Genomic DNA, 20,262 nt, shown 5'->3' with positions numbered 1-20,262 from the left:
TTATCTATTTTCAACTCCACTTAAAAGTTGATTTTGTGTAGAGCAGAGATTTTTCGCACTCTAAGAAGGATTTAAATTTAAGCACAAAGCCCTTTGAGCCGCTCTTCATAGAATATAACTACTCTAATCAATCTGTTGGCTTTATGCGGGACTTCCAATCCATTTTTAGAATTTCCTTGATCCGCAGATTGCTGGATAATCTTTTATAAAAATTCAAAGCCTCGTTTAAATATTTTAAATAATTTTACTATTTGGTCTTGTTATTCTAAAACGCTTATATTATGATTTGATTTAACATCTCGTATCCAAAATACATGAACGGGATAAGGAGGAAAATGAATGAAAATATTAGATTGGATTGAAAGCGCTTTCTCAGCTGTTTTATTTTTAGCTGGAATTGGAATCAGTTTGTATTCAGTATTCATGCGTTATGTGATAGGGGCATCTCAAAGCTGGGCAACAGAAATTTACACCATGATGCTGGTTTGGGCAATTTTCATCGGATTTTCCACTGCCTTGAAAGAAGACAAGCATATTGCCATCGATATCATCTATGACAGAGCAGGCCCGACCTTCAGAAAAATTTCACAAATCTTCACCCTTGTGGTCGGCATCTCGTTCAGTGTTTTCGTTATCTGGACTGGCCTGGACATGGTGATGACCGCGTACGAACAGCAAATCAAAACCATCGATCTCAACTTTCCAATCTGGATCAACTACTTGATCATGCCGATAGCCGGTACATTGCTGTTTATCCGATTCTGTGAAAAAGCCTACAAATTCTTTATTAAGAAAGAAGACGTTACCCACGGGGAGGATATTCTATGGAAGCAGTAATTGTAATCGGCTTATTATTCTTCTTTGCATTATTGCGGGTGCCGATTGCCATCAGTTTGGCAATGTCCAGCATCATCGGCTTGTATATGGTTGATTTTTCTTTGAACACCGTTATTCAGCGGATGTTTACCGGCGTCAACAGTACGACGCTTATGGCAATCCCCGGTTTTGTCTTCGCCGGTTTAATCATGGCGCAAGGCGGAATTTCAAAGTATTTGATTGAAGCAATACGTGTATGGGTCGGCCATACAAAAGGCGGCCTATCGGTCGTTACCGTGTTGACGTGTATGGTTTTTGCGGCAATTTCCGGTTCCAGCCCAGCGACTGCTGCGGCGATCGGCGCCATCATGATTCCGATGATGGTCAAAGCGGGCTACGATAAAAAGTATTCCATGGGATTGGTCGCATCTGCGGGGACGCTGGGAATTTTGATCCCACCTTCAATTCCTTTGATTTTGTATGGCTCTGTTTCAGAACAGTCCACCGGCAAATTGTTTTCCGCCGGTATCATACCTGGCTTGGTACTCGGTTTAGCACTCATCATTTATGCTGTAATCGTTGCCCATAAAAAAGGCTATGGCGGTTCTCCTAAAGTACCTTTGAATGAAAGATGGCGCCCGACGCTTAAATCATTCTGGGGACTGATCATGCCGGTCCTCATTTTGGGAAGCATTTATACCGGTGTCGTTACACCGACCGAAGCATCATTCTTGGCGGTTTTATACTCGTTGATCATCTCGATATTCGTTTACCGTGAATTGAATTTAAAACAGTTCCGCAACATTCTGACCGAATCCATCAACACCACAGCTATGATTTTCCTTATCATCGCAGCTGCACTTGTGCTCGGAACTTTCCTCACTACGGAACAGATTCCACAAAGCTTTGCGCAATGGGTCAGCGACAGCGGTTTTAACAAATGGACATTCTTGCTGATTATCAGTTTGCTGTTCTTCGTCCTAGGCATGTTCCTGGAACCGACAGCAATCATCTTGATTACATTGCCGATTCTCTTGCCGATCATCACTGCATTGGAAATTGATGTCATCCATTTCGCAATCATCATGGTTGTCAATATGGAACTTGGGATGATAACCCCTCCGGTTGGACTCAATCTCTTTGTTGTCAGTGGGATAACTGGCGAGAAAGTGGAAGAAGTCATCAGGGGCGTTGTGCCATTTTTCGCGATATTCGTTATCGTTTTGATCATCGTCATCGTCTTCCCGCAGCTTTCGTTATTCCTGACGTGACCGCGGCAACCGCGGCATTTACAAGACATAAGAAAAGACAGGGCCCGCTGCCCTGTCTTTTTCTTATGCCTTATTTATTGCTCAGATTCCATGCTGAGCGCAGCAGTACATCCACAGCGGCCGGCATCGATGCTTCATCGAAGTCGAAGCGCTCGTTGTGGTGGCCTGCCGCCAAATCACTGCCGACGATGCAATAAGTCGCCGAACCGCCGAGCTCTTTCACACGTTCCATGTAATAAGTAGCGTCTTCAGATCCGGCCGCATCGGTCGACCAGGCTGTCACTTTAGTGAAGTAAGGAGATTCTTCGGCGATCGCCGCCAGATCTTCGACCAGCTTGCTGCTCGGCATGCTGCTTTTCGCTTCACCGACGATGTCCACTTCCACTTCAACACCGTACATCGCAGCTGCCCCGTTCAAGACAGCCAGTGCCTGGGATCGGATGTAATCATTGATTTCTGATGTTTCACCGCGCGTTTCCAATTTCATCTCAGCCAGCGGCGCAATGATGTTGCGGCCGGAACCTGCAGCCAATACGCCGACATTGATGCGTGAAGCCCCTGCAGAATGGCGCGGAATGCCGTATAGCGCAAGAACTGCAGAAGATGCAGCGGTCAATGCGTTGCGCCCTTCTTCCGGTTTGCCGCCAGCGTGCGAAGCTACGCCTTTAAACGCGACATCCAATTTCGTTGTAGCCAGGAAACCGGAATTGCCCGCGATGAATTCGCCTGTCGGCACGCCGGTCCCCAGATGCATCGCGATGAAGAAGTCCACATCGTCGACGACACCCGCTTCCACCATCGACTTCGCGCCCCGCGTCCCTTCTTCAGCCGGCTGGAAAATCAATTTGATCGTTCCAGCCAACTTTTCTTTATTGTCCATCAACGCTTTTGCCAACCCGAGGCCGATCGATGTATGCCCGTCGTGCCCGCAAGCGTGCATTTTCGAGGCATTTAATGAAGCAAAGCCGTTTTCAAACGGCATATGCCCTTCTGCCATGTCTTCCTGGATATCGAGCGCGTCCATATCAAAGCGATACGCAAGCACTGGGCCGGGCTTGTCGGTTTGCAGCGTCGCCACAATTCCCGTCATCCCGCCTTTGAACTTCGGCAGCCAGTCGAGATCTGCTCCATTTTGTTCAGCCCAGCTATAATGGGCATCCAGAATTTCTTCTGACGGAACCCCCATGCGCTCTTCAGCTTTCATGACGTCTTGGGCCCACTTCAATTCATAGCCGAGTGACTCTAAATACGGTGCCACAAGCGATGCTGTACGCATTTCCAAAAAGCCCGATTCCGCATGCTTATGCAAATCCCTGCGCCACTTGATCATGCCTTCCTGTAAATCGTCGCCAACCAGTTTTTCCATAATGGAATCTACTCCTTTTCATCTGTCTACAGTTCGTCTTGCTTACAAAAATGGTGTAATGCCTGGTCCGTATTGGAAGCCGGCATAGAAGAAAATCAGGAACATGATAATCCATACAACCAAGAACGACAGCGTATATGGAATCATCAATGAAATCAATGTCCCCATTCCCGCTTTTTTATCGTATTCACGCATGAAGGAAAGAACAACGATAAAATACGGATTCAGCGGCGTCACAATATTCGTGGATGAATCCCCGATGCGGTAAGCCATTTGCGTAAATGCCGGATGATAGCCCAGCTGCATGAACAATGGTATGAAAACCGGTGCTTCCAGCGCCCATTTGGCAGAACCGGAAGAAATCAAGAAGTTCAGCATCGAGGTAAAGAGAATATATCCGATAATGAGGTAAATTCCCGTGAAATTGATTTGCGTCAGTAATTCTGCGCCATTGACCGCAATCCACGTTCCGATATTCGACCACGTAAAGTAGGCGATAAACTGGGAGGCCGCAAATATCAAGACGATAAAGCCGGACATGTCTTTAATGGAATCAGCCATAAACCCGACGGCATCCTTTGAATTTTTAATGACTCCAACAGTTTTTCCGTAGGCTACACCCAGGACCACGAAAAGCCCTAAGATCACCGGCACAATCCCTGTCAAAAATGGCGAAGGAATCATTCCGCCATCTTCGTTTCGGAGCGATGACCCAGGCAAAAAGATGAGCAACGCGATAACAGCGAGGTAAGCCAATGCAGCAAGCCCCGCATTGCGCAAGCCTTTATTCGCTTTGGGATGTTCTTCGGCACTTACGTCAATGACCGTATCCCCTACATATTTGCCAAGTTTCGGTTCGATGACTTTTTCCGTAATCAAACCTGCTACAATCGTCAACACAAAAACAGAAACCATATTAAAATACCAGTTATCGGCTGGCGTCACTATAAGTTGATCGTCCAAAATAGCGGCAGCTTCCGTAGAAATACCCGAAAGCAATGCATCCGTTCCGACAATCAATAAATTCGCGGTGAAACCTGCGCCGGCACTGGCAAAGCCAACGGCAAGCCCTGCAAGCGGATGGCGTCCGATTTTATAAAAGACCATTGCGGCAAGAGGCGGAATCAAGATTTGTGCAGCATCTGATGCAATATTTCCCATGATCCCCACAAAAGCGATTGCGTAGGTAACCAATGCTGCCGGCGCTTTCAAGATCGTTTTACGAATGGCAATTTCCAATAATCCGACTTTTTCAGCCAAGCCGATTCCCAGCATCACGGCAAGGACCGTGCCAAGCGGTGCAAAGCCCGTGAAGTTCGTCAGCATCGACGTGATTATGTATTCCAATCCAGCCCAGGACAATAAATTCTGGATGGCAAGCGTTTCGCCTGTCCCCGGGTGCACAACAGATGCATCAAACAAACTGAAAATAAATGAGCTGACCATAACGGCCACGGCCAAATACACAAAGATCATGAATGGGTCTGGCAGCTTGTTTCCGATCTTTTCGATAGCGTTCAAGAAGCGGATAAAAATACCCGTCTTTTCAGTCTTTTTTTCTGTTTTCTTCATATTGCGCCTCCCGAAGTAAAAGAATTTTTATTCAATTAAACAGTATTATATACATCAATTCTGCCATTATTCAACATTTTCTAAATTTAACTGCATAAAAATTGTTTTCAATTATTCTTTTCCGCTTGGTTCTGCAAGCAGCAAAGGCAAAGGCCAGAGCCCAGCTGCCCATCATTTTTTCAGTTTTTCCAAGGCGTTGACCGTCACATCGACCATCGTATTGATGCCGATTTCCAGGGCATCTTCGTTGAAGTAAAATTCCGGATCATGGAGCGGCTTCGATTTTTCTTCGCCTTCTCGTGCACAGCCCAGCCAGTAGAAAGCTCCCGGATACTCTGCCAAAAAGCGCGAAAAGTCTTCACCTGCCATAGAAGGATCTACTGCCGGCACCGCTTCTGCCCCCAGCGTTTCAACAGCGCGGCCGCGGATCAGCTCTGCCCATTCCGGCGTATTGACCGTCGCGTCATAGCCTTCAATGTATTCATAATCGATTTCCGTTTCAAACGCTTCTGCAAAACCTTTTACGAGGCTGTCGATTCTCCGTTTCACCGTTTCTTTGGCTTTGCTGCTATACGTTCTGACGGTGCCGTTCAATTCCACCCGGTCTGCGATGACATTATAGCGATAGCCGCCGCTGATTGTGCCGAGTGTTAAGACCGCTGATTCCAGTGGATTGACATTGCGGCTGACAATCGACTGCAGCGAAGAAATGAATTCCGCGGCGATGACGATGGCATCTTTGCCTTGATGCGGCATGCTTGCGTGTCCGCCCGCCCCTTTGATCGTAAAAATCAGCCGGTCGGAAGCCGCCATCATTTCTTTGTCACGTATGCCGATCTGGCCGACTGGCAAATCCGGCCACACATGCTGCCCGAAAATGACATCCGGCTTAAACTCATCAAATACACCGTCTTCCATCATCGGACGCGCCCCGCCGATTGGCGTCGATTCCTCATTCGGCTGAAACACCAGCAGCACGCGCCCCGGCAGCTGGTCTTGCATTTCTTTCAGTTTGAACGCAGTGCCAAGCAGCATGGCTGTGTGGGCATCGTGTCCGCAGGCATGCATTTTCCCTGCCGCCTTGGATTTAAAGTCGACAGCCGTTTTCTCGGAAATCGGCAATGCATCAATATCTGCACGCAGCGCCACCGTGCCGCCAGCTGCGCCTCCTTCAATGATGCCGAGCACACCGGTTTTCGCAAATCCGGTTTTGAATGGGATCCCTGCCTTTTCAAGCTCTTGCTGAATACGTTTAGACGTCTCCCATTCTTCCCCGCCAAGCTCCGGATTCTGGTGCAAAGCCCGCCGAATTCCCTTGATCTGTTCGATATCCATCATCCAACTCATCCTTTCCTTATCGCATTACTCTCTTTTCGAGAATAGCATAAATTGAAAAAATGATGTTGAATAATGCCAATTCATAAAATATTGCATCATCTTCCCTATATTTCGGAACCCGAATTTCTGAGACCGAAGACCCAATTGAAAAAGGCTGTCCCGAAGCCATGTATTATGACTTCCGGGACAGCCTTTAGTTAAAACTCTTTGATTAATTTAATCCGAAATCGCTGACCAAAGCCGCAAGTCCACCTTGATAACCGCTGCCGATCGCGTTGAATTTCCACTCTGCGCCGTGGCGGTAAAGTTCACCGACAACTAAAGCTGTTTCAATCGAGAAGTCTTCACCAAGGTCATAGCGCAGGATTTCCTGGTTGCTGTTTTCGTTCATTACACGGATAAAAGCGTTTGATACTTGGCCAAAATTCTGTCCGCGGCTTTCCGCGTCATGAATTGTGACCGTGAACACCACTTTATGGACATCGGCAGGCACGTTCGGCAAGTCCACAATCACTTGCTCATCGTCGCCGTCGCCTTCGCCTGTCAAGTTATCGCCGGTATGGACGACTGATCCGTTGCCGCCTGTCAGGTTATTGTAGAAGATGAAATCTTCAGGTCCACGTGATTTGCCGTTTTCCGCTGCAAGGAAAATGGACGCATCCAAGTCGAAGTCTCCTCCGCCGCTGTATTTATTGGTGTCCCAACCAAGCCCGACAAGGACTTTCGTTAATCCTGGATTGGTCTTTGTTAAATCGATTTTCTGGCCTTTAGTCAAATTGATCGATGTCATATTGAATTCCTCCTCAGATTAAGTAGCTTTGCGCTGGGTATCTTCGTATTTCTTCTGCAATTCTTCGATGCGCAAACGCCCTTGTTCGCGCATTTTACGGTTTTCATCTTCAATTGCACGGGTCTCATTCATGCCTTGCATAATCGTCTCCCATGTCTGCTCAATCGTTTCAATCTTGATGCTCGGCTGGCCTGACATGCGTGCGATATCGACGCTTTGGCGCGAGATATCATTGGCATTTTTCAGCAGCATTTCGTTTGTTCGGCGGTCAAGTTCATTCATGCCTTCAGCAACCAAACTTTGGCGTTTCGCGGCAATCGCATTGATCAAGCCTGTTTTGAAAATAGGGATTGTCGTGACGAAAGCGGAGTTGATCTTTCCGATAAGCTTCGTATTGCCGCGCTGCAGCATACGGATCTGCGGTGCTGACTGGTAGGAAACCTGCTTCGCCATCTCCAGATCATAGACGCGCTGTTCCAGCAATTCGATGGCGTTCTGCAATGAATTCAATTCCATCAGCGCCATTTGGTTGCCGCTTTCTGCTTTGGCTTGGACGCCCGGCAATTGCTGCTTCAGTTCATCGATTTTTACATCGCCTGCCGCGATGTATTTTTCCAGCTCCATAAAATACTGGAAGTTCTTGTCATACAATTCTTCCAACGTTGTAGTGGATTTCTTCATTTCGGATTCGTATTTCGTGATTTCAACGTAGACTTTATCAATTTCCGTTCCCATCGTTTGATACTTGCTGAATAATTGTTCGATCACTTTATTGCCTTTATTGAACATTTTGCTTAGAAAACCTTTTTTCTCCACAAAATCTTTTTTGTCGAATTTGTCCATGATTTTGCCGAGTTGCTTCAGCAGCTCACTGGATTCTTCCATGCTGTTCGCTTGGACCGTGTTCAAGACTTTGCCCGTAAATGCCGAAATTTCATTTGCCGGCTCGCGTCCAAACTCCAATAATTCAATTTGGTTTTTCGGATTGATTTTTGCAGCCAATTGCAGGACTTCCGGGTCTTTCTTCAGCTGAACTTTCAGTTCGTTTTCGTTCTGCATTGCTAGTTCTTGTTCTTCCATATGATTCGGCATCGTGTTCATCAACTTTCCCTCCTTTTATGGTTAAAGCCATTTTCTGAACATCTTTTTCACCACGGACGGTTCTCTATATGGTTCGTCGTAGCTTCTGTCGTCCAGCCAATGCGTGTCGATCAAATCCGCATCGATCCACCGTTCGATGTCTTGATGCGCTTGCGGATTGATGATGATTACATCCAATCCGAAAGTGTGGATCAATGCGATCGCATTGGCATCTGCACGGCTCAATTCACCGTCTTTTTCTTCATTATAAAACAAGAGCGTCGGGACGAATTGCGGATAGTCGAATTGTTGGATCAGTTTGATGACCGGATCCGGCAGCGACATCGATTGCGAAAACTGGTACAGCTTCAAGTCTTCCAGAGACTCTCCCGGTTGCGGGGAAAGCATCGGTTTTTCGACGTGGCGCGCGATGGCTTCGCATAAAGCCGTCTGCAAACCTGTTGGCAGACGCCCGTATTTCCACCAATTGGCGGTCTTCATCTTTTCCGGATCCAAGCGGCCGTCTTTTCCCAGCGCTGCACGGTAATGGAATTGCTGATTGCCTTTCCGCTCTTCGATGAACGGGAAGCTGCGGACCAGCAGCGTGTCATCACGGTCGTCCAGGCCATGGATATTGTCCCAAAAACGCTTGCGGTCTTTTTCAATGCCCATCACTTTTGCAAAGACGACGGGAATGATGACGCTTCCACGTTCTACTGCGAATGAGGGCCGAACCATCGCCCGTTCTTTTGCCAATATAAAAGCTTCATCAATCGTCGTTTTCAAGCGCACTGACTTTGTTGTATAGGATTTGAATTGGAAAGGTTTGTACAGTCCTGAATCATCGTGATGCAATAGCCGGTCCACTTCCTGCGTTGCCCGGAAGGCGACAGTCCCAACTCTCTCCGGCCGTTCCAGCGGAAAAGGCGGCACCTCATCGGCTGTTATCTGGAAACTATGCGACGGCAGATCTTTCTCACCGAGAGCATCTTCCAGCCATTGCTTGCCTTCAGGGTCGTAGACAATCAGATGGAAGCCGAATTTCGCGGCGAATTTCATAAACCATTTTTCGCTTTCTGTCGTTTCCCCGTACCATAAAAATCCAGGCAAACCTTTTTCAAGCACCAATTTATCCAGCTCCGGCTCCACATGGTTGAACGTCCATTTCACGAGATCGGTTGCCACGCGCCGGAAAGAAGAAATCGTCGTGCTGCCGCCAGACTGCTCCTGGAATTCCTTCAACACGTCAATCATGATGAGGCGGATCCGCCGATTCAAGCCCGCGTCCTTCAATCGGGGAAGCAAACCCTTGCCATCCAGAAAGGCTACGATGCGGCTAGGGGACAGCCCCTTTTCCTTATTATTCATTTCGAATAAATCCTGAAGGCTGCGCAGACGCTCTCCTGAAATCTGCTTATTCATGTTGCCTGAAAGGCGGATCAGCCGACCATCCGCTCCTTCCAGCAAATCATAAATAGCTGCGAAATAATCATCAGTATCCAGCGGCATGCCAAGAAATTGCCCCAGCAGCTGTGGATACGTTATGGTTTCGCCTTCCACTTTCGTTTCCGGATGCGCAACCAGCGGTTTAGCCAGCCATTCACCCAGTTTTTCCGGATCCCACGTTCTCACGCGGACCGGATGCAGTTGAACCATGGGAATCCCCCTCATCCTTTATTTATATTGCAAGACTACTTTCGCGATGCGTTCAAGAATTTCTTCCCCTGCTCTGATGCCGCTTTGTCTAGTGACTTCGATATGGGATGAAATCGCAATGCTGCTCTTCACTGCTTCCCCGTGGGCAGCAAATAGCCCCAAATCCGCACTTTCGAGAAGGCAATGGTCCAATAACGAATCTCCGGCCGCCGCAACAAAGCTTGCGTTGACACGTTCTTTTACATATTCCATAGCGCCTGCTTTCGTAATGCTGACTGGCATGAAGTAAAGCTTGCGCCCCTGCAAAGACATATCCCAACCGATTTTACGGAAAATCTTCGTGAATTCGCCTAATTTCTCTTCCGGAAAACGTTCGCGGTCGACAATCAGGTAAACAAACCAATCATCGGCCTGGCGCACACGCAGTACCCAATCTTCTGAAAAATGCTGCTCTATTTTCGGCATCAGTTCTTCGATGACCGTTTTATCACTGGCGCATTGCTGGCGCAGCTTTTCAGACCATTCCTTAATCGGCTGCCCATTTTCCAAGATGACAGCGCCATTTGAAACAACCGCGAAACGAGGCGCATCACCATCCTTGAAAATCCCGGTCACCCGCTCGTATTGCGCTTGCGTCCTTGTTGTCACCGGCAGGAAAAATGCAGATTCCGACAGTTCCCATAACGCCTGCTGGCTTTTTCCGGTCATAAACGACTGCGGATTGCCTTCAAAACGCTCCACTTCCCGCAACTCTGCCTCCGAGACATCAAGCCCCATTGAGCGGCGGGAATAAATCAAAGTCTGATCCAGATCACTCGCAAAAAGGATTGTCATAATTCTTTCCCCGATCTGATCAAGCCGATTGCCTGATAAAATAAGGTTGGCACTTCTTCGACTTCGATGCCTTTTTCTTTCGCCAAAATCAAGATATGCTGCACATCCGGATTATCGAGTTCCCGGACATACACTTTCCATGGACTGCGGCGCAACAGGACGCGCGTCGTTTCGCCGACCCCTGGTTTGACCAAGTGGTAATTCCGTTCACTGTACATTTTATCGCCGATTTCTTCCACTTCACGCATGCCTTGCCACGTCCGCTCTGCTGTTGCTGGAGAACTTTCGGCGGCTTTTTTCACTGCATCCGCTGTTCCCTTGAATTCAGCAGTTACCTGATTGATGAAATCATTGGATAAGTCATCCTGGAGCAGTTCGGCATAGAACTTCGCGCCGTGAAAATCATCCTTGCCAACGTATTTTTCATTTAAAATGGTTCGGCTCACAAGCCCGGACACTGTGGCATTCAAACAAGCGCTTGGAATCAGGAAATCTTCCCTTGTACCAAACAACACGGCACATGCGCCGGGATCGGCCAAGACCGCCATATCGTCTTTCAGGCTCCAGCCATTTTTCTCATTCAAAAGCGCAACTGATTTGGTCAGTTCTTTTTGGATGGCACCTTTTCCAGTCCAGCCGTCAACGAATTGGATGCGGCTTCCGGGGTGTTTTCCGCAGATAGCTTCCATCGCTTTTTCATCGATGCCTTTGTCCCGCAGAATCGACACGCTGTAATGCGGCCAATCCATGCCTAAAATCTGCTGAGCGTATCGGCGGATTAAAATGCCGATCGGGCTGCCGGCGCGCGCAAGAGAAACCAATACAATATCATCTGTCCCCGCATTCATATGGATGCGGCGCGCCACAAGGCCCACCAGAGAACCCAAATATGACTTGGTTTTTTCGACTGTAGCATGATACAGTTTTGTGTATTCCTGGGACGGTACGTATTCAATCGGCAGACGCTCTGCATAATGCGCTCCCGCTTGAACCGCTTGTTCACGTTCTTCAAGTGTACTTTCGGTAAAATCATCTGTTACATCTTTCAATAAAAAAGTGATATCTTCCTTCGAATAGCTTGTTTTGACCAATCCTGCTTCAATCATCAGGCTCCGTCCCCCGCTTTCTTGTTCGTCAGAGAAATCCATTTGACAGGCGCTTTTTTCTCTAAATAAGAAATCAGCGGCTGCCATTCTTGTTCTAATGTGACAGACTCAGCCAGCAAATATATCGTTGTTATATCAAGCTTATGCACGTTATAGAGGAACTGGTTCACCCCGTCAGCATCAGGCAAGCTGAATTTCACTTTTTCTTTGATCGGATATTCTTTGGTGTCAGAAGCAAAAATCGGGCTTCGCGTAGTTGTTTGGACAAGTGCATGGCTGTCCAGTTCCAAAGCAAAGCGGAGCGGCAAATACATATTCTCGCCGATTCCGATTACCAGCGGCTTTTCATTTGCTGCCAGCTCTCCGGCCAGCGCTGTAGCCTGGTTTGCCCAGCTGGCGATTTCAAGATGGGCAGTGCTGGACAAGCCGAAGCGGCCAGTCAGCGGAATATATCTGTGACCCGTAGCCGATTGATGCGGCAATGGTTTTACAAATGCGATTTCTTCCAATTGCGCGCCGCTCGTTCCTGACAAATTCTCCAGCTCTCCGTCTTCAGGCGATGAACCGTGCCGAAGTTCGAATTCTCCATCCATTAAAGCAAGGACTGCGATGCTGATGTTCCGGTCCAATTCAAGCTGGCTGACATTTTGCCGCTGTTTTTCATTGCGCCAATCGAGTATCGACAAGGATGTATATTTTTTGCCCGGGAATTGATCATCCAGGGCTTTTATGAGATTGATCAAGGTATTGCCCGTAGAGATCTCGTCATCAATAAGTACGATGGCTTCCGCATCTTCGAGCATTCCTTTTGGAGCATAAACTCTGTGGGAAGTCGCGTGGGAATGTTCTTCTTCGAAAACAAAAGATGGAACCAGCTCGTTTATGTTTTCTCGTGTTGTATGGATATAAAAAGCATCTTCAAAATGCTGGAAAACAGAATGGCCCAATCCGGTAGCCGTTTCCGCCATTCCGATAAAAACCGTTTTCTCCGGCAAAGCGACCCGATACTCCAATGCTTTTTTCAGCAAAGCCGGATCGGGAACTCCCTTCCCGATCATGTGCGCCAGCTTTTGTGTCTGCGGCGGGGCAGGGAGATTCTCTTTTTCCATCAGCAAAGAAGCCAGCAAAGTACCGGTGCCCAAAGCAACGGCTGGATTGACCGCTAAGTGTTTGGCAATCAGCTTGCTGACAAATAGGAATTGCCGTTTTTTATTGACCCGAAGAGCCATCGAAAAAAGCGATTCCACCGGCAGCCCCTGAAAAGATCGGTTCACTTTCACCAATAATTCCAGAGAGTCCCATAATTTATAATTGTTTTGATAATTGACTTGCTCGAATGTGGTTGAGGACATCGATTGGTTTAAAGTTTTCATTCAGCACCCCATAGACTTCCGCCTGGGCAGCAATTTTCTTTGCCCAGCTCAAATGCGGTTTTACTTCGTTCATTTTGTTGCGGGTCGGGCTTTGCAGTACGCCATTATGCGAATCACTTTCAGACAGAATCAATGCCGCATCTGTATAAGTTTCGAGCGAAACGATATAACCGGCATTGACGATCATTATTTGGGACGGGTGGATGCACGTTTTGCCTTTGAAACCGTTAAGGGCATCCAATTGCACTTCTTCCCATAACACCTTCTCTGGAATGCTTGCGAGCCAGCCTTGCCGGTTGGCAGAGAAATGTTCATACACAGGCCCTGACACGGTAAAACCGTCTTCGGCTCTGCCGAACCGGTTCAGTACATCGGCTAAGCAGTCCCTGATTACGTGGACATCGTAAATTGTCCGATCTGCGGGACGGCGCAACCCGTACAAACTCGAAAAATCGGTGGCACCGACTCGCACCGTCAAAACCCGGTCCACTTCCTCCAATAATATTTCATGGATTTCCTGCAGCGCTTGGCTGCGCGTTTCGGAATACAGCACTTCTTTCGTTTCAAGAAGCGGGAGAGCGTATAAATTGCGCCCTGCCGCCGCACTGGCGCGGTCAAGCGCTGGAAAGAATGCCAAAAGGTTTTCCGGTTCGCATTTCGGAAAGACGATGCCGGTCAAAACGCTTAAGGAGGTGCCGCATAAAGCCGTCATCTTATCGAGTTGCTGCGCATTGCGAATCCGCAGGAAAAGAGCCGGTCCAGCCTCTAGCTGAAACACCTTCGCTTTTTCCAACTTCTTCAGCTCCTGAACGACATTTTCTTCCGCCTCCAATAGCTGCGAGTCTGCAACAGCATCCTCCAGGCAAACGATCAACGTCGTCAATCCAGCAAACGCATCGCGGCTGTATTGTCCGGATAATATCTTATTGGCGAAATCCTGCCTCGAACCAGGCGTGTACAGCGCAGCTCCCAAAGCCAATCCCAATGTTTCCCGTTCTGCATCTCGGTTGAATTCTGCCGGGGTATATTTAAAAAAGGTTTTTAAATCAGAATCGTTCAATACGCCAAAATGTTTCATAACTTCTTTCCTCCCGGCCCCGCCGCAACAGCAAGCACCTAAAATTAATAGCGGAATTAATATATAAGTTAAATTAATATTTTATACTCTTCGATATTCCGCAAAACAGCTTCGCTTGCCGCGGGCGAGCGCCAAGCCTCCTCAGTCGCTTCGCTCCCTGCGGGGTCTCGGCTGCCTCGCTTTCCCGCAGGCGTCTCCACTGTTTTGCTCCATATCGAGAGATATCTTAGCTGAGGCGCGTCAAGGGGCTAGGCGAAGCAATGAGACGAGTGTTCTTCTCGGCTCATGGCGAGAGCCATGCCCAAAGCGTCCGAAGCGATGTAAAAAAATAACAACTTCTTTATTAGTATAAAAAAAGCAAGGAGACAGCCTCCTTGCTTTTCTGCTTTCAAATCAGCTGTCGAGGCCGAAGTCTTTGACGAGTGAGCCAAGGCCGCCCTGATAGCCGCTGCCGATTGCATTGAATTTCCATTCAGCACCATGGCGGTAAAGTTCCCCAACGACAATTGCCGTTTCAATTGAGAAGTCTTCTCCAAGATCGTAGCGGATCAGCTCTTCATTGGAGTCGCCGTTGACAATGCGAACGTAAGAATTGCTTACTTGGCCAAAGTTTTGGCCGCGGTTTTCCGCATCGTGGATCGTGATTGCGAACGTTACGCGTTCGATTGTTGATGGAATTGTCGACAAGGTAACTTTGACTTGCTCATCGTCCCCGTCGCCTTCACCTGTTTTGTTGTCGCCTGTATGCTCTACTGAACCGGCGGCGCCAATCGTGTTGTTGTAGAAAATAAAGTCAGCTTCAGAAGCTGCTTTGCCGTCTGCGTTTAAAAGAAATACCGATGAATCCAAGTCAAAGTCCTGGCCTCCGTCATATTTGTTCGTATCCCAGCCTAATCCGACAACTACATTTGTAAGACCCGGATTTGATTTCGTTAAATCTACTTTTTGACCTTTTGATAAATTGATTGCCATTGCGCATGCACTCCTTAAGCGTATTTGTTTGCGATTGAGCCGATATCTGCATCCACTGTGCCTTCACCGATAGCGGAAAATTTCCATTCTGAGCCTTGGCGATAAAGTTCCCCAGGAATCAATGACATTTTCCCTGCATAATTCTCAGTGAGGTTGTAATGGATAAGTTCTTCTTTGGATTGGTTGTCCACTAAACGGATAAAAGCGTTCTGGATCATGCCGAAATCTTGCTTCTTCTGTTTTGCGTTATAGATATTGACAACGAAGACCAGACGGTGGACTGATGGCGAAATCTTTTTCAAATCGATTTGGATCGTTTCGTCATCGCCTTCGCCAGCTCCTGTCAAGTTATCGCCTGAATGGACAACGCTGCCATCTTTGCTTTTCTTGTTGCCGAAATAGATCAGGTTTTCTTTGCCTTTCAGTTTGCCGTTCTCATCCAATAGGATAACTGAAGCGTCGCAGTCCACTTCTGAACCGCCTCCTGCGCCTCCACCAAGCAAGCCGCCCAAAAATCCGCCGCTTTTCTTTGTTTCAACAGGGTCCCAGCCCAATCCGACCATAATGCTTGATAGAGAGGAACGTCCTTTTGTTAAATCGATCTTTTGACCTTTTACCAGGTTAATAGCCATTCTTTTTGCACTCTCCATTCATTTTTATGTACTCTTTTATAAGTCTATTTGTAAATCCGGAAAATTTCAATTATTAAGGGTTTCCAATCCCAATTGCAGCTGGAACCGTTTTACCAATTCTGCGTCTTGTACATATAGGAAGAATTAAAGAAGCACCTTTTTATCCCTCGCTTCGGGACATAAAAATGAGCTGCTCCTGCACAAAATCCTCAAAAAGTCTTGTGCCGCATTTTTCCTAAGATTGAAAAGCCCCCACCGCCGCAGCTCCGGAATAACAGCCGGTATTATTCTATACGTTCATCGGGCAAATAAGTTTCGTTTATGCAGCAAGAGAATTGCATATTAATAAAATGCGATGGGTAAACAACTACAGACAGCCTAATTTATCGACCGTTGACTCGAAAGGAGCCCTTTATGTGGTATTAATCTCCATAGTCGTTCCCGCTTATAACGAAGAAGCCAATATCAAATTCATGTACAAAAAATTATCCCAGGAACTGAATCCGCTTCCGTTCGATTACGAAATTATGTTCATCAATGATGGCTCAAGCGATGGAACTTTGCAGGAAATTCTGGCGCTTGCGGATCAACACGCCAACGTCAAATATATTTCACTGACGCGTAACTTTGGCAAGGAAGGCGCATTGTTTGCTGGACTGAAACGCATAAAAGGAGATGCTGCCATTTTGATGGACAGCGACCTTCAGCATCCGCCAGAATTAATCAGCGAAATGTTTAGCGGATTCGAAGAAGGATTCCACCAAGTCGTTGCAAAGCGAACGCGAACCGGTGACAGTAAAGTGCGCAGTGCGTTCTCTTCCTTCTACTATAAATTAGTGAACTTTGTCACCGACGTCGATTTTGCGGACGGCGAAGGCGACTTCCGTTTGCTTAGCCGCAAAGCCATCAATGCGATTCTTCAACTGAGCGAGAGCAATCGTTTTTCAAAAGGCCTTTATTCTTGGATCGGCTTAAGCAAAAAGACCATTGCCTACGAAAATGTATCGCGCACAGCCGGAGATTCCAAATGGTCTTTTGGCAGTCTTGTGAATTACGGGATAGATGGCATCATTTCCTTCAACATGAAACCTTTGCGCATCTGCTTTTATACAGGCTTCATTGTTCTGGTCCTTTCTATCATCTATATTGGCGTGACATTCTATAATATTACGGTAAACGGCATCGGTGCCCCCGGCTATTTCACAACGATTACGGCTATTCTATTTCTGGGCGGCATCCAATTGATCAGTCTTGGCGTGATCGGTGAGTACGTTGGACGCATTTACAATGAGTCAAAGCAGCGCCCGAATTTTCTGGTCGATATCAGCAATGTGGACGAATACGATGCACCTTAACCGCCTGAATACGGAATTCAACCGCTTTGTCGTCGTCGGCGTCATCAACACCATCACTTATTACAGTACCTATTTGCTGCTCCATACAGGAGCTGGGCTGCCGTACCTGCTTGCACATGTCCTCGGCTTTCTGATTTCTTTAAATGTTTCTTTCTTCTTAAACTCTTACGTTACGTACAAAGTAAAGCCGACACTTAAAAAATATCTTTATTTCCCGCTGACACAGGTAGTCAATATGTCAGTTTCTACAATCCTTATTTACGTGTTTGTGGAATTCATGCATCTAAGCAGCAACATCGCTCCATTCGCGGCCGTTCTGTTTACAGTGCCGATTACGTTTCTCGTTTCAAGGAGAATCATGAAGGGTCCGGCACGCTCCAAATAACCCGAAAGCTGGTGATAGCATGCAGTGGAAATACCCGAATGTCCTTTTGTTCTTCAGCTGTCTTGTATTGTCAGCTGCTGGACACGCGGTTTTCCTTTCCCAATGGACGCGCGGCCACTTTATGATTGGCATTGATGACGGCGCTTCCCAGATGATGCCGTTCAAAAAGCTATTATATGAACAATACAGCAGGGGCGAATTTTTCTATTCATTCGATTTTGGGCTTGGCGCAGGGACGTTCAGCGAACTCTCCTACTATTTTTCCACATCGATCGTTTTTCTGATTACGGCCGCTGTGGTGTTTGCTCTTGAAAGCCTCCACGTCATCGAATCGACAGATGTGCTGTTTTGGGCCAATGCCGCTGTTTTTATCAGCATCATTCGATTGGCTTTCGTTTTGTTCATTACTGCCAGAGTGTTCGCCTATATGGGCATTTCCAGGCTTTCCGCGCTTACTGGCGCTGCGCTTTACGGCTTGCCGGGTATGTATTTTCGCCATACAGTGTATTGGGAATTCTTTGCTGACGCCTATTTATGGCTGCCGCTGCTGATTCTTGGTGTGGAAAAAGTTTTCAGGGAGCAAAAACCTGGCTGGTTCCTATTTGCCATAGCCATTTCGCTGATCGACAACTTCTATTTTGCATACATCAATATGATGCTCACAGCCATATACATAATGGTGCGCCTTTTTTTCCCGCTAACTGAATCGGAAATTCCAAAAAGGAAAGCCATCGGCACTTTTTTTGTTTTTGGCCTTCTCGGGCTTGGCATCAGTGCAATATCTTTTGTGCCAGCGGTCTATGCCTATCTGAACAATCATCGTCCAGCTTTCCAACAAGACATCGAGTGGGTGAATTTGACGGATAACATCCTGTTCACCAGCCGCTACATTGTTTTGCCAGCGATTTTTTTGCTATTTTGGACGATTCCCGCTTTCCATCGGAGCCGCTTGTTCCGCTTATTCGCTTTGTTCGCATTAATCGGTGTGCTGCTTCACTACAGCCCGATTGCGGCAAGCCTTTTCAACGGCTTCTCCGCTCCGCAATACCGTTGGGAATATTTCATGGCATTTGTGAGCGGCGGCGCAGTAGCGGCAGGCTTGGAACGCATTGGCGGCCTCACCATGCGCCAGCTCATTGCATCTTCCGCCTTTGCCCTGCTGGCCTACAACTTGGCTATTCGAATAGACCAAGGTTTTGACGCTGGATCATGGCAAGCGGTATTTGTTTCACTGTCACTGCCGGCAGCCATACTGCTGCTCGCGGCGGCCATTCGCTGGCCGCGGCCGCTGCTGAAAAAAATCTTGGCCGTCTATATAGTAGCTTCCGCTGTCGTGTTTGCAAATTTCTATCAGGCCGATGCGATCCTTGAAATTGGCCGCATTAAAAATGTAAACGAAGAGCTGCTGACTACCACAGGATATGACTCCGTTGAGATCAGAGGTTTGCTGGAAGAAATCCATTCGCAGGAAAGCGATCCGATGTACCGCATCGACTGGATGGAAGACATCCGCAACAATACGCCGATTGTTCAGGAATTCCGAGGGCTGAGCGCATACTCCAGTATTCTGAATAAAAATTTATTGTATTTCTATCTATATGATTTGGAAATCGATATGGGCCGTGAAAGTGTCAGCCGTTATGCTTCACTGGGCAACCGCGCCAATCTCCACAGCCTGCTGCAAGGCAAATACACCATTTTGGAAAAAGGTGATCCGAATGTTCCCTATGGCTTCGAAGAGCTGACTGCTTCGGAAAACTTTGTCGTTTACCGGAATACCAATAATCTGCCTTTCGCCCGTTCCGCCTCTGATTCCTATTCCGAGGTAGGGCTCGAAACGTCCCCTCCGCTCGTCCGGGAACACGCCATGCTCAACGGAATCGTGCTGGACGGCGAAGGCGGCCCAGCACCCCTTTCGACGGCAGATCAAACTCTGCAATATCAAATCCATGAACAAGCTGCCGTTTACGATAACGGGTTATTGGAAGTCCGAGGCGAAACCGGCGGAATCGATTTGACGCGCAAAGACGGCGCAGTTTTGGAAGGCGACCTTTACGTATCATTCCATTTGGAGAATGAAGCTTCGAGTGAAGGATTCATCCTGACAGTGAATGGATATGAAACAAGCCGCAAAGCAAACGACTCCATCTACCGGACATACGTCGACGACTTGACTTTGCGCATCCCGGCTGATGAAAACGTGAAAATCCGACTCCCTCAAGGCAATTACCGGCTGACAGAACTCCAGGTTTTTGAAGAAACCTACGAAGTGCTGGAAGCTCAGGTTCAGAAAGCTTCAGGCGCGTCAAATATTGAAATCGATGGCAGTAAAGTTACGCTCGATTACGATAACGTTCAGCAAGATGAGTATTTATTTCTCAGCATCCCTTATGAGCGCGGATGGAAAGCATCGGTAAACGGCGAAAAGACACCGGTGCTGAAAGCCAATTATGCATTTGTCGCCGTCCCCATCGAAGCGGGTATGAATGCAGTCGAATTCACTTACAGGCCTCCTTATTTTGGTGTTGCATCAGCCGTCAGCCTCTTGTCCGCACTTGCCGGGCTATTTTATCTCATCTTCAGGAAAAGGCAGTCCTTTCCATAGTTTTGGAATGGCTTCGCGTAATAGCGTTTAGCG

General features: G+C 47.5%; 17 protein-coding genes. 5 read left to right on the top strand and 12 right to left on the bottom strand.

Features of this window, described 5'->3' with window-relative positions:
• Positions 1–339: 339 nt before the first annotated feature.
• Both QMA09_RS00505 and QMA09_RS00500 read left to right on the top strand, forming a co-directional pair.
• Positions 340–837, top strand: coding sequence for a TRAP transporter small permease (locus tag QMA09_RS00505; RefSeq protein WP_290211631.1), 498 nt, complete (start codon positions 340–342; stop codon positions 835–837).
• Positions 825–2,087: a TRAP transporter large permease gene (locus QMA09_RS00500; protein ID WP_290211630.1), complete on the top strand. Its 1,263-nt coding sequence runs from the start codon at positions 825–827 to the stop codon at positions 2,085–2,087. The genes QMA09_RS00505 and QMA09_RS00500 overlap by 13 nt, the downstream gene beginning before the upstream one ends.
• A gap of 70 nt (positions 2,088–2,157) precedes the next feature.
• Here QMA09_RS00500 and QMA09_RS00495 read toward each other — a convergent pair whose 3' ends face one another.
• The 12 genes from QMA09_RS00495 to QMA09_RS00440 form a co-directional block, all read right to left on the bottom strand.
• Positions 2,158–3,453: an amidohydrolase gene (locus tag QMA09_RS00495; protein WP_290211629.1), complete on the bottom strand. Its 1,296-nt coding sequence runs from the start codon at positions 3,451–3,453 to the stop codon at positions 2,158–2,160.
• A 42-nt stretch (positions 3,454–3,495) separates the two neighbouring features.
• The gene (locus QMA09_RS00490) at positions 3,496–5,025 is read right to left on the bottom strand and encodes an AbgT family transporter (RefSeq protein WP_290211628.1); all 1,530 of its coding nucleotides are present in this window, start codon (positions 5,023–5,025) and stop codon (positions 3,496–3,498) included.
• 171 nt (positions 5,026–5,196) lie between these two features.
• Positions 5,197–6,363, bottom strand: a complete 1,167-nt coding sequence (locus tag QMA09_RS00485) for a M20 metallopeptidase family protein (RefSeq protein WP_290211627.1) — start codon at positions 6,361–6,363, stop codon at positions 5,197–5,199.
• 211 nt (positions 6,364–6,574) lie between these two features.
• On the bottom strand, positions 6,575–7,153 hold the full coding sequence (locus QMA09_RS00480; RefSeq protein ID WP_135504485.1) for a TerD family protein: 579 nt from the start codon (positions 7,151–7,153) through the stop codon (positions 6,575–6,577).
• An 18-nt stretch (positions 7,154–7,171) separates the two neighbouring features.
• Positions 7,172–8,254 carry a toxic anion resistance protein gene (locus QMA09_RS00475; RefSeq protein ID WP_135504487.1) on the bottom strand — a complete coding sequence of 361 codons (1,083 nt, stop codon included), beginning with the start codon at positions 8,252–8,254 and terminating at the stop codon, positions 7,172–7,174.
• A 21-nt stretch (positions 8,255–8,275) separates the two neighbouring features.
• Complete coding sequence (locus tag QMA09_RS00470; protein WP_290211626.1) at positions 8,276–9,889, bottom strand: YceG family protein; 1,614 nt, start codon at positions 9,887–9,889, stop codon at positions 8,276–8,278.
• A gap of 18 nt (positions 9,890–9,907) precedes the next feature.
• A complete protein-coding gene (locus QMA09_RS00465; protein ID WP_290211625.1) occupies positions 9,908–10,723 on the bottom strand; it encodes a hypothetical protein in 816 nt (271 codons plus the stop codon).
• The gene (locus QMA09_RS00460) at positions 10,720–11,829 is read right to left on the bottom strand and encodes a cysteine protease StiP family protein (protein WP_290211624.1); all 1,110 of its coding nucleotides are present in this window, start codon (positions 11,827–11,829) and stop codon (positions 10,720–10,722) included. The genes QMA09_RS00465 and QMA09_RS00460 overlap by 4 nt, the downstream gene beginning before the upstream one ends.
• Positions 11,829–13,202, bottom strand: coding sequence for a phosphoribosyltransferase domain-containing protein (locus tag QMA09_RS00455; RefSeq protein WP_290211623.1), 1,374 nt, complete (start codon positions 13,200–13,202; stop codon positions 11,829–11,831). The genes QMA09_RS00460 and QMA09_RS00455 overlap by 1 nt, the downstream gene beginning before the upstream one ends.
• The gene (locus tag QMA09_RS00450; protein ID WP_290211622.1) at positions 13,135–14,280 is read right to left on the bottom strand and encodes an HpcH/HpaI aldolase/citrate lyase family protein; all 1,146 of its coding nucleotides are present in this window, start codon (positions 14,278–14,280) and stop codon (positions 13,135–13,137) included. Before QMA09_RS00450 ends, QMA09_RS00455 begins: the two co-directional genes overlap by 68 nt.
• A gap of 393 nt (positions 14,281–14,673) precedes the next feature.
• Positions 14,674–15,252: a TerD family protein gene (locus QMA09_RS00445; protein ID WP_183736444.1), complete on the bottom strand. Its 579-nt coding sequence runs from the start codon at positions 15,250–15,252 to the stop codon at positions 14,674–14,676.
• 14 nt (positions 15,253–15,266) lie between these two features.
• Positions 15,267–15,884 carry a TerD family protein gene (locus tag QMA09_RS00440; RefSeq protein WP_135504497.1) on the bottom strand — a complete coding sequence of 206 codons (618 nt, stop codon included), beginning with the start codon at positions 15,882–15,884 and terminating at the stop codon, positions 15,267–15,269.
• 416 nt (positions 15,885–16,300) lie between these two features.
• On the opposite strand from QMA09_RS00440, the gene QMA09_RS00435 reads away from it, so the two are divergent.
• From QMA09_RS00435 to QMA09_RS00425, 3 genes are read left to right on the top strand one after another with little or no spacing between them, the layout of a single operon-like run.
• The gene (locus QMA09_RS00435) at positions 16,301–17,239 is read left to right on the top strand and encodes a glycosyltransferase family 2 protein (RefSeq protein ID WP_290211621.1); all 939 of its coding nucleotides are present in this window, start codon (positions 16,301–16,303) and stop codon (positions 17,237–17,239) included.
• A complete protein-coding gene (locus QMA09_RS00430; protein WP_290211731.1) occupies positions 17,229–17,624 on the top strand; it encodes a GtrA family protein in 396 nt (131 codons plus the stop codon). Before QMA09_RS00435 ends, QMA09_RS00430 begins: the two co-directional genes overlap by 11 nt.
• Positions 17,625–17,643: 19 nt before the next feature.
• Positions 17,644–20,229 carry a YfhO family protein gene (locus QMA09_RS00425; protein WP_290211620.1) on the top strand — a complete coding sequence of 862 codons (2,586 nt, stop codon included), beginning with the start codon at positions 17,644–17,646 and terminating at the stop codon, positions 20,227–20,229.
• Positions 20,230–20,262 lie beyond the last annotated feature (33 nt).

Source organism: Planococcus sp. APC 3906 (genome assembly GCF_030407685.1).
GTDB lineage: Bacteria > Bacillota > Bacilli > Bacillales_A > Planococcaceae > Planococcus > Planococcus koreensis.
Note: the sequence above shows the minus strand (reverse complement) of the source record. Positions and strands in the feature narration are given on the sequence as shown.

Bases quoted from the DNA above. Each gene is read 5' to 3' on its own strand.
- QMA09_RS00505 (WP_290211631.1), top strand. From the start codon at position 340: ATGAAAATATTAGATTGGATTGAAAGCGCTTTCTCAGCTGTTTTATTT.
- QMA09_RS00500 (WP_290211630.1), top strand. From the start codon at position 825: ATGGAAGCAGTAATTGTAATCGGCTTATTATTCTTCTTTGCATTATTG.
- QMA09_RS00495 (WP_290211629.1), bottom strand. From the start codon at position 3,453: ATGGAAAAACTGGTTGGCGACGATTTACAGGAAGGCATGATCAAGTGG.
- QMA09_RS00490 (WP_290211628.1), bottom strand. From the start codon at position 5,025: ATGAAGAAAACAGAAAAAAAGACTGAAAAGACGGGTATTTTTATCCGC.
- QMA09_RS00485 (WP_290211627.1), bottom strand. From the start codon at position 6,363: ATGATGGATATCGAACAGATCAAGGGAATTCGGCGGGCTTTGCACCAG.
- QMA09_RS00480 (WP_135504485.1), bottom strand. From the start codon at position 7,153: ATGACATCGATCAATTTGACTAAAGGCCAGAAAATCGATTTAACAAAG.
- QMA09_RS00475 (WP_135504487.1), bottom strand. From the start codon at position 8,254: ATGAACACGATGCCGAATCATATGGAAGAACAAGAACTAGCAATGCAG.
- QMA09_RS00470 (WP_290211626.1), bottom strand. From the start codon at position 9,889: ATGGTTCAACTGCATCCGGTCCGCGTGAGAACGTGGGATCCGGAAAAA.
- QMA09_RS00465 (WP_290211625.1), bottom strand. From the start codon at position 10,723: ATGACAATCCTTTTTGCGAGTGATCTGGATCAGACTTTGATTTATTCC.
- QMA09_RS00460 (WP_290211624.1), bottom strand. From the start codon at position 11,829: ATGATTGAAGCAGGATTGGTCAAAACAAGCTATTCGAAGGAAGATATC.
- QMA09_RS00455 (WP_290211623.1), bottom strand. From the start codon at position 13,202: ATGAAAACTTTAAACCAATCGATGTCCTCAACCACATTCGAGCAAGTC.
- QMA09_RS00450 (WP_290211622.1), bottom strand. From the start codon at position 14,280: ATGAAACATTTTGGCGTATTGAACGATTCTGATTTAAAAACCTTTTTT.
- QMA09_RS00445 (WP_183736444.1), bottom strand. From the start codon at position 15,252: ATGGCAATCAATTTATCAAAAGGTCAAAAAGTAGATTTAACGAAATCA.
- QMA09_RS00440 (WP_135504497.1), bottom strand. From the start codon at position 15,884: ATGGCTATTAACCTGGTAAAAGGTCAAAAGATCGATTTAACAAAAGGA.
- QMA09_RS00430 (WP_290211731.1), top strand. From the start codon at position 17,229: ATGCACCTTAACCGCCTGAATACGGAATTCAACCGCTTTGTCGTCGTC.
- QMA09_RS00425 (WP_290211620.1), top strand. From the start codon at position 17,644: ATGCAGTGGAAATACCCGAATGTCCTTTTGTTCTTCAGCTGTCTTGTA.